The sequence below is a fragment of the Caulobacter sp. FG121 genome (assembly GCF_057809815.1).
Genome location: NZ_JBMDKR010000004.1, coordinates 167,940 through 179,897, shown reverse-complemented (window position 1 = coordinate 179,897; position 11,958 = coordinate 167,940). Strand labels below are relative to the sequence as shown.

Below are 11,958 nucleotides of genomic sequence, written 5' to 3'. Positions count from 1 at the left end.
CTCGACATCGCTCTTGGCCATGCTGCCCCCGTTCAATCGGGAGGCTTCATTGAACGCCAGCACTACGGACCGGACGTCAGATCCGGCCAGGATTTCAACGCGACCGTTTCAACCCCGCGACGCCCGTCTGCACGGATGCCCGTGCTGCGCCCCGGTCCTGGGTGATCTCGCCCAGCTGTCGCTCCCCTATATGGCGGCGGCGGGCGGCGAGGCGGCCTGGAAGCGGCTGGGGCCGGCGCCGGTCGCGCGATCGGGAACGCAGGTCCTGACCAACGCCCGCATCCTCACCGTCGACGCCGCCTTCTCCACTGCCGAGGCGCTGGCTCATCGCGACGGCCGGATCATCGCCGTCGGATCTCGCGCGGACGTCATGGCCAAGGCCGGAGAGGACGCCGAGATCATCGACTGCAGCGGCCGCACCGTCCTTCCGGGGTTCATCGAGCCGCACATGCATTTCTTCTCGATCGCCATTCTCGGCCGCTATCCCGACGTCGGCCCGACGGCCTGCGCCGACGCCGACGCGGTGATCGACCGGATCGGCGCGCTGTCGGCCGCCGCGCCCGCAGGCGACTGGATCGTCGCCCGCCAGTTCGATCCGTCCCTGCAGCCCGGCGCCGACCGGATCACGCGCCACACCCTCGACCAGGTCGCGCCGGACCGGCCCGTGTTCCTGTTCAACGCCTCGCTGCACATCGGCTACTGCAACAGCCGCGCGCTGGAGATCGCCGGTGTTGACGCCCACACCCCTGATCCGCCCGGCGCCGCTTATGTCCGCGACCCGGACGGCCGCCCGAACGGCGTCCTTCAGGGACAGGCGTCGATCTTCTCGGTGCTCGGCCACAACCTCACGGCCATGGCCCTCGACGATGTTCCCGAGGCCAGCCGGCGGGTCTGTGAGAAGGCCAACCGGGTCGGCGTCACGACCTTCTGCGACCAAGCCTCGGGCGGCTTCCAGGGGCGGCGGGAAATGGCCGCCTTCCACGCCTTCGCGGCCTCGGGCCACATGACCGCCCGCCTGCGCTATTCGCTGATCCAGGCCGGACACGCGACCTGGGACGAGCAGGGCCTCAAGCCCGGCGACGGCGACGCCGTGGCGCGCGCCACGGGCTGGAAGATCGTTTCGGACGGGTCGAACCAGGGCCGCACGGGCCTGCAGCGCGAACCCTATTTCGACGGCGTCGGCGGAACCGGCATCGCCTATGTCGAGCCGGATGCGCTGCGCGACATCGTGGTCAAACGCGCGCTGCAGGGCTGGCAGGTGACGGTTCACGCCAACGGCGACCTGGCCATCGACCGGGCGCTGGACGCCTTCGAGGCCGCCTACGTTGCCGGGGCCTCGCATGACCTGCGATTCCGCATCGAGCACTGCTCGGTGCTGCACGACGAACAGATCGCCCGCATCGCCTCGCTCGGTATCAGCCCCAGCTTCCTGATCGGCCACGTCCACTACTGGGGCAAGGCGTTCCGCGACGAGATCTTCGGCCCGGAGAAGGCCGACCTGCTGTGCCGCGCTGGGTCCTGTGCCAAGGCCGGCATCCGCTGGACGGTTCATTCGGATGACACCGTCACCGAGATGGGCCCGATGCGGCTGATCGACAACGCCGTGAACCGCAGCCTGTGGCGCGAGCCGGGTGGCGTCCTGAACGCTGCCGAGCGGGTCAGCGTCGAACAGGCGATCATCGCCCTGACCCGCGATGCGGCCTGGCAATGCCATTCAGACCACGAGATCGGCACGCTGGAGGTCGGCAAGTTCGCCGACTTCGTGGTGCTGGACCGCGATCCGCTGGCCATTCCTCTGGAAGAGCTCGGATCGGTGCAGGTGCTGGAAACCTGGGTCGACGGAAGGCGGGTCTACGCGGCCTAGAGCCAGGTTGATGGCGTCTGGAGCCGCCTAGTCATCGCCTTCTCGCTCTCCGCCTTCACCCTCATCGGCGCTGCGATGGCATCGGACGCAATTGCCGATGTTGGCGATACCCTCCCGACGATGAAGGGCGGCGATGTCATCCGGCCTGTGCGCGTGGCAGCTGAAACAGGTGTAGCGGCTTGTGTCGTTGCCGACATGACAGGTCGCGCAGGGCACGCTGTGCGGACCGGTCAGGGCGAAGAAGCGGTCGTGCGCGAAGGTCGCGGGCTTCCAGGCCATGGTCTGGTGACAGGTGCTGCAATTGGGCGTCGGGGTCTTGTGAAGGGCGTCCCGCGGCGGCGTGTGACAGGACGCACAGCGGGCCTGCGCCACGGGCGTCAGAAGCGTATGCACAAATCGGGGCGGCACGGGGCGGGATACGCCGGCGACCCTGTGATCGTCATGGCAGGCCATGCAGTCATTGTTCGCCAGATCCTGATGGAAGGGGCGACGTGAGAGGGGCGTTCTGATGGCGGCGCCGGCGACGGTTCGCACGCCAATGGATGACACGCTGTGGCAGGCGACGCATCGCTCGACGGCGGCCCCGCGAAACGGGGTGTGGCAGGAAAAACAGTCCCGCGTCAGCGCCGTGTGCGCCGGGATCAGCGGACCGGGCGCGATCATCTCGTTGGGATAGACGAAGGCCAGAATTGCGACGATGCCCAGGCAGATCGCGATGACGCCGAGGATCCAGGGACGCTTCATCGCCAGCCCCAGAAAAGAAGAATGGCGACAATATGCGCGACGCCGAGGACGCCGAACGCCAGCGTGATCGGGAAATGGACCACCCGCCATTGCTTGATGACGTCGAGGGTCAGGCTGTCGCCGTGAAGCCTGTCGTCGATGTCCTCGCGCGACAGGCCATCCGCGACCAGCTGTCGGCGTGTGTTTTCGAATCGGGTCTTGGCGTTCCGGAGGAGAAACTTGCCCGTCAGGCCGCTGCCCACATTCAGGACCATCGCCCCGACAGCCAGCCAGGCGAGGACCGCGTTGAAGTGAATTCCGGCGTGGACGAGGATCAACAGCGACCCCGCCCAGGCCATGCGCTCATGGAGACGCAACAGCGTGACAGGTCGACCGCGGTTGATGACCTTGTGTTTTCGCAGGGAGTAGCCGAACGACCCGGCGATCAGCAGCACGCCCGGAATGCCGAGCCAGCGCCCCAGCCACACGGCCTTCATCAGGTGCAGTAGTCCGTCAATCGCCAAGGTCGCCGCCAACAGAAGGCATAGCGTCAGCGCGAACGGCGCCACCTCTCGAAGGATCAGATGACTTTTCACGGCGGTCAGCCCATTGGCCTCGCCGCCGCGCTCGAGGAGCGCTGACGCCGAAACGCGACGTCGAACCGACGTCAAACATAACCATGGACAGTTTGTCGCAGCGAATGCTTGACCCAGATCAATCCGGATCGGCGCGTGTCGAAGCCCGTCAGTCGCCCGCCGCGTAGATCATGATCCCCGTGGCCACCGACAGGTTCAGGCTGTCGGCTCTTCCGCGCATGGGGATCTTCACGTTGACGTCGCAGAGGGCGGCCAGTTCAGGCGTCAGACCGGCCTGTTCGTTGCCCATCAGGATCAGCGTCGGGCGCTGATAGTCGGCCGAGCGATGGTCGACGGTCGCGGTCAGCAGGGTGCCGACCACCGATCCCGGCCAGCCCCCGCGCCAGGCGATGAATTCGGCCTCGCTCATCTTCACGATCGGCACGGCGAAGATCGAGCCCATGGTCGCCCGCACGGCCTCGACCGAATAGGGATCGCAGCACTCGCCGACGAGGATCACGCCGCCGCAGCCCGCCGCGTCGGCCGTACGGATGATCGTCCCGAGGTTGCCAGGATCGCGGACCTTGTGCAGTGCCACCCATACGCCAGCGCTGCGCGGATCCAGCGCCTCGGCCGGCGTAAATTTCTGTTCGAAGACCGCCAGCACGGCCTGCGGGTTGTCGCGGCGGGCGACCTTCTCGAGGATCTCGCGGTTGACCTCGATGACGTCGCCGCCGGCCATGCCGGTCGCTCCGATGGCCTTGACCAGCAGCGGGTGGTCGCCGCCGTCCTGACCGAACATCAGGATCTTCGGCGTGTGGCCCAGCTCAATCGCCTCGGTGACGATCTTCAGGCCTTCGGCGAGGAACTGGCCGCTCTCCTCGCGAGCCTTGCGCATATGCAGCGCCTTGACCGCCTTGACCGTCGGGTTGGTGTGGGAGGTGACGACCCGGCTCATGCCGACCACCGGGCGAAGAAGCTGAGGCCCACCTGGCGGTCGCCAGCCTCCTCGACCAGCGCCAGTTCGCCCCAGTCGATGCGGCCCGCGCGGTTGGCAGTGGCTTCCGCCACCAGTCCCGCCATCGAGGCGCCCGAAATGCGCGCGGCGTAGGCGTTGAGGATCAGGAACGACGCGTCGTCGGACAGCAGGCCGGCGCACAGCCTGACCATCTCGGGCAGGTCTTCGAACAGTCGCCAGACCTCGCCATCGGGGCCCCGGCCGAATTTCGGCGGATCGAGGATGATCCCGTCATAACGGTTGCCGCGCCGGTCCTCGCGCTGGACGAAGCGGCGGGCGTCCTCGACGATCCAGCGGACGTTGTCGATTCCGGACAGGGTCGCGTTCTCGCGGGCCCGCTGAACCGACTGTTTGGAGGCGTCGACGTGCGTGACCTGCGCCCCCGCGGCGGCGGCGACCAGGCTGGCGACGCCGGTGTAGCCGAACAGGTTGAGGATCTTCAGCGGACGGCCCGCCGCGCGCTGGCGCTCGTCCAGCCATTCCCAGTTGGCCGCCTGTTCGGGGAAGAAGGCCAGGTGCCGGAAGTTGGTGAACCGGCCGTGGAACTTCACCTCGCCCCAGCCGAGCTCCCAGCTGCCGACAGGGGTTCCCTTGAACCGCCAGCGGCCGGCCTCGTCCTCGTCGGTCGGGTCGAACACGGCGTCGGCGCCGTCCCAGCGGGCAGCGGGCAGGCGCGGCGTCCACAGGCACTGCGGCTCGGGCCGAACCACATGATAGGGACCATAGCGCTCGAGCTTGCGACCGCCGCCGCTGTCGACCAGCGCGTAGTCGGCCCAGCCGGTGGTGCGCATCAGCGCGGGCGTTTCGGCGATGAGGGGGCCGGTCATCACCGGGCGATACCGGTTCAGGCGGCGCCCTGTCCAGTCCGCGCGGCGTGCGGGGTCTTGTCCCAGTGGTACGGACGGTCCAGCAGCTGCACCAGCGCATGGGCGGCCGCGACCGAATGCAGGGGCCAGTAGACCGGGAGAAACAGCAGGTCGCGCAGCCTTACGGGCAGGCCGGCGCGCCGCAGCCCGATGACGCCCGCAAGCCCCGCGCCCACCCAGCCTGCCGCGAGCAGCGCGCCGTCGGACGGGCTGAGCCAGGGCGCGCCGGTTTCGATCAGGCCCAGTGCGGTGGAGACCAGCGCCCAGGCGATCAGCGGCCCATGAAGCAGCGCCGCGACAATGGCGGCCCCCAGCGTGATCGCGAACGAAAGGGTCGCGCCGGTGCTCCAGTGCGGCGGCGCGCGCGAGTGAACACCGAAGGTCTGCATGAAGCCCTTGATCCAGCGGGTACGCTGCGGGATCCAGGCCCGAAGGCTGTCCGGCGCGGCCTCCCAGGTCGGACTCTGCAGGACGCCCATGGTGTAGCCCTCGGCGGCCAGCCGGAAGCCGAGGTCGGCGTCCTCGGTGACATTCCACGCGTCCCACCCGCCCACGGCGCGCAGGGCCGAGACCCGGAAGTGGTTGCTGGTGCCGCCGAGCGGGAAGGGCGCGCCGATCCGGCTCAGCGCCGGCATCAGCACCTCGAACTGCACCGCGTATTCCAGCGCGAACTGCGCCGGAAGCAGATGTGGATCGGCGTCGATGCGCAACGGCGCCTGAAGACAGGCCAGCCGCGCCGGCGCGGTAGCAAATCTTGCCGCCGCCTCCCGCAGCTGGTTCGGATGAGGGCGGTCTTCGGCGTCGTAGATCGTCAGCAAGGTCCCGGTGGCCTGCTCGAGGGCGATGTTGCACGCGCGCGGTTTGGTGCGCGGCCATCCCGGCGGCGCGGCCAGCACCTGCATCCACGGCGGCAACGCAAGGGCTTCAAGGCAGTCGCGGGTCTCTGTGTCGTCGCTCTCGAGCACGATCAGCACCTGCAGGCGGTCCCCGGGATAATCGATCGTCGACAGGGAGGTGACGAGGTCGGGGGCGATGGCCGCCTCGCGATAGAGCGGCGCGATCACCGTGTACCGCGGCAGGTCGCTGTCCTTCAGGTCGGGCGCGACTTCCAGGGTCCGCGGGGTCAAGGCCGCGATCAGGCGGGTCAGGGCTGTCGCCGCGAACATCAGGAACAGCAGGTGATGCACGATCAACGGGGTTGTCAGGAGTCCGGCGGTCAGCAGGACCAGACAGGCTGCTCCAGCGATGAGCTGGCCCGAGGTCACGGGCTGGGCCGCCCCGCGCGTCCAGGTCCGGGTGTCCGTGTCCACCAGACGCGGCTTTGGTCTCAGCAGGGTCGACGCAACGCGCCGGGGCTGTTTCGCCGCGTTCGCGTCGCCGTGGATATGCGCCATGTCGCCCCCGAGCTGTCGGCGGCGAATCAGACTCAGGTCGAAAAACGCGTCAAGAGGGAAAAGTCAAAAATACAATCCTTAGGATAGCGCGGGCCGCATGCGCCTTGCGACACCTGTGTGATTGCCGTTTAGTAGCCGTCGGGGAACCTTGGGGAGAGGCGAGTCGAGTGACGACGACCTTGAAGAAGCCGCAGCGGTCGGCGCGTAAGCCCAAGGGCGACGGTCATACCCGCCGGGGGGAAATCCTGCAGGCGGCCGAACGCATATTCATCGCCGAAGGCTATCAGGGCGCGACCATTCGCAAGATCGCGGACGAGGTGGGGGTCTCCTCGACGGCGCTCTACATGCATTTCCGGGACAAGGACGAGATCCTGCTCGAGATCTGCGACAGCGCCATCGCGGTGCTGCTCAAGCAGAACAGCGAGATCGCGGCCAGGCCGATCGACGCGGTGTCGCGGGTGCGCCTGATGCTCGACGCCTACATCACCTTCGCGCTCGAGAACCCGAACGCCTACCAACTGGTCTTCTGCGGCCAAAGCGGCCTGTTGTCGGAGAACAAGCAGGCGGCCACGGAGGCTCTGGGCGACAGCTGCTATGACAAGTTCCTCGGCGCGGTGCGCGACATCGGCGCGACCGGCCGTCTGCGCACCGGCACCGTGGAAAGCGCGGCCCAGGCGATGTGGGCGGCCTGTCACGGCCTGGTCGCCCTGCTGCTGACCAAGCCGACCTTCCACTGGGCCCCGACAGACGAACTCCGCGGAGTCATGCTGGACGGACTGTTCAACGGCCTCGTGACGGACTGAACCGATGAGCCCGGCGCCCGCTCTGACCGCCCTCGTGGCGGGGCTGGCGTTCGCCGGGTCGGCCGCGGCCACGCAAACCGTCATGTCTCTGGACAGCTGCGCCGACCAGTATGTGCTGGCGTTGGCGCCGAAGGCCGCCATCATCGGCCTGTCGGCCCGCGCTGACGACCGGGACAGTTACATGCGCGCCGCGGCGGTCGGCATTCCGGTGCGTCGGGCGACCACCGAGTCCGTCCTGGCCGTCCGACCTGACATAGTCGTGCGCTACTGGGGCGGCGACGCCCGGCTCGAAGCCGTCCTGACGCGCCGGGGCGTCAAGGTCGTGAAGATCGGAGAAGCCACGGATTTCAACGCTGTGCGGGCCAATGTTCGCGCCGTCTCGGCCGCGCTGGGTAACGCGCCGCAGGGCGAAGCGCTCGTTGCGCGCATGGACGCCAGGCTCGACCGGGCGAACGGCGCCTGGAAGGGCGCTCCGGCCCTCTATTTCACCCCCAGTGGCTTCACGACGGGGCCGGGCAGCCTGGTCGACGCGATGATGCGCGCGGCCGGGATGACCAATCTGGCGACCGGCTCGACCTGGAAGCCGATCCCGCTGGAACGGCTGGTGATGACGCCACCGCGCGCCTTTGTGCTCGGCTTCTTCGACACCTTCGCGGTGGCCATGCAGCGCTGGGGCCCGGGACGGCACGCCGCCCTGCGCAGGCGTCTGGAGGGCCGCACGGTCGCGTCGTTGCCGTCGACGATTCTCGGCTGCCCGGCCTGGTTCGCCGCCGACGGAGCCGAGCTCCTTGCCCGGGCGGCGCCGCGATGAGCCGGGGGCGGGGGCTGCTTATCCTTTCATTGCTGCTGCTCGCGGCGGTGATCGTCGCTGTCCTGATCGGCGAGACGCCGCTGCGGCCCGGCGACTACTGGACCGCCCTGACCCGGCCGGGCTCGGCGCCGGGCGAGATCCTCTGGACCATCCGCGCCCCGCGCGCCTGCATGGCCGCCCTTGTCGGCGCGGCGCTCGGGCTCTCCGGCGCGGCGCTGCAGGGCCTGCTGCGCAACCCGCTGGCCGACCCGGGCGTGCTCGGCGTCTCGGCCAGCGCGGGGCTCGGCGCGGGCGTCGCCATCGCCCTCGGCCTCGCCGCCATCCCCGGCGCCATCGAGCTGTCGGCCCTGACCGGGGCGCTGGTCGCGGGAGCGCTGGTCGTGGCGCTCGCCGCCCGCTTCCGTGAGCCGGAGACGCTGATCCTGCTCGGCGTGTCGATCTCGGCCTTCGCCGGGGCCCTGAGCTCTCTTGTCTACAACCTCTCCCCGTCGCCGATCACCACGGCCGAGGTGCTGTCCTGGATGCTCGGTTCCGTGGCCAACCGCGACTGGCCGGACCTGATCAGCACGGCGATCCCCGCCGCGATCGGGGCGCTGCTCGTCGCCTGGTCGGCACGCGGCCTGACCATGCTGACGCTCGGCGAGGAGACGGCCGCCCTGTCCGGCTTGCCGATGGCGCGCCTCCGAGCGGCGGCGGTCGGCGGCGCGGCGCTGCTGGCGGGGGCCTCGGTCGCCGCTGCCGGCATCATTGGCTTCGTCGGTCTTGCTGCGCCGCATCTGGTGCGCCGCTTCGCCGGGGACGATCCCGGCAAGACCCTGCTGCCCTCGGCTCTGGCAGGCGCCGGCCTGCTGGTGCTGGCCGATCTGGCCGCCCGGGTCATCCCGACCGAGCAGGAGCTCAAGCTCGGCGTCGTCACCGCCCTGTTCGGCGCGCCGCTGTTCGCGCTGGTGGCCTGGCGCGCGGCGCGGAGCTGGCGCGCATGACCCCGGCCTGGGACCTCAGGGACCTCGTCGTCCGGCTCGCGGGCCGTCCGGCCCTGCGCGGTGCGGGCCTGACCGCCGCGCCCGGCGAGATGATCGGGGTGATCGGCCCCAACGGCTCTGGCAAGACCACGCTGATCCGCGCGGGCCTCGGCCTGTTGCGCCGCGAGGCCGGGGAGGCGGCTCTGTCCGGACGTCCCGTTGACGCGATTCCGGAAACGGAGCGCGCCCGTCTGGTCGGCTACCTGCCGCAGGAGCGGCGCGTCGGCTGGAACCTGGCCTCGCTCGACATCGCCGCCCTCGGCGCGCCCGACCTGTCGCCCGCCGCCGCCCGCGAGGTCGCCCAGACCTGCCTCGGCCGCGTCGGTCTCGCCGGCTTCGAGACACGCGGGGTGCTGGAGATGTCCGGCGGCGAGCGGGCGAGGGTGTTGCTGGCTCGCCTGCTGGCCACCCGCGCGCCGCTGCTGGTCGCCGACGAGCCCGCAGCCGGCCTCGACCCCGACGCCCAGCTGTTGACCCTCGAACTCCTGCGGGCCGAAGCGGCGCGCGGCGCGGCCGTGGTCGTTACCCTCCACGACCTGACCCTCGCCGCCCGCTTCTGCGACCGTATGGTGGTGCTGGCGGACGGGCAGGTGGCGGCCCAGGGGGCAGCCTCGGTTGCGCTGACGCCGGAGGTTCTGCGGACGGTTTTCGGGCTCGACGGCGATCTGATCCAGACGCCGACGGGACCGGTGGTGTCCGCGCGGCGGGTAGCGGACTGACCCCTACCGCGCCCCCGGCGCCGTCACCGCCGGCGTCGACGGCACATATGCCCCCCACGCCCCGCGCTTCAGGTCGTTGGACAGCATCAGCGGCGCCGAGCCGCCGGCCAGCCGCGCGCGGTAGACCTGCGTCGTTTCCAGCGTTCGCATGACGTAGTTGCGGGTCTCCACGAACGGGATGCACTCGATGTAGTCAAGCGGGTCGGTCGAGGCGCCGCGCGGGTCGCCGCAGAGGGCGGTCCACTGCGCCGGCCGGCCTGGGCCGGCGTTATAGGCCGCCGCCGCCATCACGTAGGACCCGCCGAAGGTGCTGATCATGTCGCCGAGGTATCGGGCGCCCAGGCGCATGTTGAAGTCGGCCTCGAACAGCCGGTCGACCGAATAGGCCTCGCCCAGCGCGCGCGCCGTCAGGGCGCCGGTGGCGGGCATCAGCTGCATCAGGCCGCGGGCGCCGGGTGACGAGCGGGCGCGGGCGTCAAAATTGCTTTCCTGACGCGTGATCGAGAACACGAACGCCGGCTCGGCGCCGCCGTCGACGACGGGTGCGGTCAGCAGCGGATAGCCGCGCTCTGGAAGCACCATGCCGCGCTGCGCCGCCGTGCGCACGGCCCGCATGGCCGTGTCCGGGTCGCCATAGCCGCGCGCCAGATCGACCAGCAGCGCACATTCGGCAGCCGTCGGAAGGGTGTCGTCGATATGCAGGGCGAAAACCTTGAAGGTGTCCTTGTTGCCGCTCTCGAACAGGATGCGCAGTGCGCGGACCAGTTCCCGGCCCTCGAACCGCGACCGGTCGGCCTGGGTGACCACCGGATCCTTCGGCAGGGTGATGGTGCGGATGCCCGCCCGTTCGGCGGACAGCTGGCCATAGAATACGGTGATGTACTGGGCGCCCTTTTCATAGAAGGCCTGGGCGCCGGCCTTGTCCCCAAGCGCCTCCGCGGCGCGGCCCTGCCAGTAGAGGGCGCGGCCCTGGGTGATCGGCGAGGTGCCGGCAGCCGCCAGACGCGCGAAGTGGTCCGCCGCGGCGGTCGGGTTCTTCAGCTTCTGCAGCGCGATCCAGCCGGCGTAGAACTCGGCCTCGGCCGCGTCGGGCCCGGTGATCAGGCCTGTGTTGGCCGCCGCGCCATAGGCTCCGGAGAAGTCTCCAGCGGCCAGCGCCGCCACGACCATCTTGCGCCGGTCGGTGGTCCAGGCGCGGGCCGCCACCTCCTGCGCCGGCGCGGGCTTGAAGCCGCGCGCCAGCTGCAGCGCCATGGTCGTCAGACCCCTGCGCTGGAAATAGGCGGCCTGCTCATAGATCAGGCCCGGGTCCTGGCGCTGGTCCGGCGTCATGGCGGCGATCAGGTCGTTGCCGCCCGGCTGGTTGGCCCGCAATGCAAGACGGGCATTGGCGACCGGCCGGTAGGATTCCGGAATATGGTCGACCATCTCGCGTGCCGCCGGACCCTGGGGGCCGTAGAGCAGCATGTTGGCGCGCGCCAGGTCGTCGTCAGGCGTGAGAAAGGCTGAGAACCGGTCGCGCAGGGCGATCTGCGGCGCGGAATCGAACAGCTCCTCGCGCCACCAACGACGGATCAGAACGCGGGCCTCGTCACCGTGGCCGGTGGCGCGGAGGGCTCCGGCCAGCGCCATGGCGCCCTGCACGGTTTCGGGTTCGCTGCCGCCGAACCAGGCGACCACACGTTCCGGCGACATGCCGGAGGTTTCGATGAGCTTTTCCGCCGTCGCCTGCCGCTTGGCGCCCCGCGGCCAGCCGTTCAGGTCGCGCCGCACGGAGTCCGCCTCGAAGAAACTCAGCGAATCGGGCGCGCCGTCGGCCAGGGCCCACAGGGCGATCTTCTTCGCGACCGGATCCTGGATTGAATCCATCGCCAGCCGCACGCGGTCGGCGTCGCCGGCGCGGGCGGCGGTCAGGGCGGTGCTCAGGTAGCTGGCGTCACTGTCTGACAGCGGCTGGCGATAGGCGACCTGCGGCGTGGTCACCAGTTGCGGTCCACCGTCCGGCTGCATCGACTGCGCCCCGGCGGCGCCGCCGAGAATCGCCGTGATGACCGCGCTGACCGCCAGCTTCCGTGCAAAACCCGTCAAACCATTGTCTCCAACTCGTCAAACACGCTCCGCGGCGGTTGCGAACGCCCCGTGCGGGGACATATTGTCCGGCTC

11 protein-coding genes are annotated in these 11,958 nt (G+C 69.8%); 5 read left to right on the top strand and 6 right to left on the bottom strand.

The window, feature by feature from the left end; all coding sequences use genetic code 11:
• The first annotated feature begins 49 nt into the window (after positions 1-49).
• The gene (locus ACODSL_RS12435; protein ID WP_488901010.1) at positions 50-1,864 is read left to right on the top strand and encodes an amidohydrolase; all 1,815 of its coding nucleotides are present in this window, start codon (positions 50-52) and stop codon (positions 1,862-1,864) included.
• A gap of 27 nt (positions 1,865-1,891) precedes the next feature.
• Here the strand turns inward: ACODSL_RS12435 and ACODSL_RS12430 are convergent, their stop codons facing one another.
• The 5 genes from ACODSL_RS12430 to ACODSL_RS12410 form a co-directional block, all read right to left on the bottom strand.
• On the bottom strand, positions 1,892-2,608 hold the full coding sequence (locus tag ACODSL_RS12430) for a cytochrome c3 family protein (RefSeq protein WP_488901009.1): 717 nt from the start codon (positions 2,606-2,608) through the stop codon (positions 1,892-1,894).
• Positions 2,605-3,183 (bottom strand): hypothetical protein, encoded by a 579-nt coding sequence (locus ACODSL_RS12425; RefSeq protein ID WP_488901008.1) that lies wholly within the window; start codon positions 3,181-3,183, stop codon positions 2,605-2,607. The genes ACODSL_RS12430 and ACODSL_RS12425 overlap by 4 nt, the downstream gene beginning before the upstream one ends.
• A 148-nt stretch (positions 3,184-3,331) precedes the next feature.
• Positions 3,332-4,120, bottom strand: a complete 789-nt coding sequence (locus ACODSL_RS12420; RefSeq protein ID WP_488901007.1) for a TrmH family RNA methyltransferase — start codon at positions 4,118-4,120, stop codon at positions 3,332-3,334.
• Complete coding sequence (locus ACODSL_RS12415; RefSeq protein ID WP_488901006.1) at positions 4,117-5,007, bottom strand: class I SAM-dependent methyltransferase; 891 nt, start codon at positions 5,005-5,007, stop codon at positions 4,117-4,119. The genes ACODSL_RS12420 and ACODSL_RS12415 overlap by 4 nt, the downstream gene beginning before the upstream one ends.
• A gap of 17 nt (positions 5,008-5,024) precedes the next feature.
• Positions 5,025-6,440 (bottom strand): glycosyltransferase family 2 protein, encoded by a 1,416-nt coding sequence (locus ACODSL_RS12410; RefSeq protein WP_488901005.1) that lies wholly within the window; start codon positions 6,438-6,440, stop codon positions 5,025-5,027.
• A gap of 167 nt (positions 6,441-6,607) precedes the next feature.
• On the opposite strand from ACODSL_RS12410, the gene ACODSL_RS12405 reads away from it, so the two are divergent.
• Genes ACODSL_RS12405 through ACODSL_RS12390 form a run of 4 tightly spaced genes read left to right on the top strand, consistent with a single transcriptional unit; the run spans position 6,608 to position 9,795 of the window.
• Positions 6,608-7,243 carry a TetR/AcrR family transcriptional regulator gene (locus tag ACODSL_RS12405; RefSeq protein ID WP_488901004.1) on the top strand — a complete coding sequence of 212 codons (636 nt, stop codon included), beginning with the start codon at positions 6,608-6,610 and terminating at the stop codon, positions 7,241-7,243.
• Between the two features lie 4 nt (positions 7,244-7,247).
• Entirely contained in the window at positions 7,248-8,054 is an 807-nt protein-coding gene (locus ACODSL_RS12400) for an ABC transporter substrate-binding protein (protein WP_488901003.1), read from the top strand.
• Positions 8,051-9,037 carry a FecCD family ABC transporter permease gene (locus ACODSL_RS12395; protein WP_488901002.1) on the top strand — a complete coding sequence of 329 codons (987 nt, stop codon included), beginning with the start codon at positions 8,051-8,053 and terminating at the stop codon, positions 9,035-9,037. Before ACODSL_RS12400 ends, ACODSL_RS12395 begins: the two co-directional genes overlap by 4 nt.
• On the top strand, positions 9,034-9,795 hold the full coding sequence (locus tag ACODSL_RS12390) for an ABC transporter ATP-binding protein (RefSeq protein ID WP_488901001.1): 762 nt from the start codon (positions 9,034-9,036) through the stop codon (positions 9,793-9,795). Before ACODSL_RS12395 ends, ACODSL_RS12390 begins: the two co-directional genes overlap by 4 nt.
• 3 nt (positions 9,796-9,798) lie before the next feature.
• Here the strand turns inward: ACODSL_RS12390 and ACODSL_RS12385 are convergent, their stop codons facing one another.
• The gene (locus ACODSL_RS12385; RefSeq protein WP_488901000.1) at positions 9,799-11,883 is read right to left on the bottom strand and encodes a lytic transglycosylase domain-containing protein; all 2,085 of its coding nucleotides are present in this window, start codon (positions 11,881-11,883) and stop codon (positions 9,799-9,801) included.
• Between the last annotated feature and the right edge of the window lie 75 nt (positions 11,884-11,958).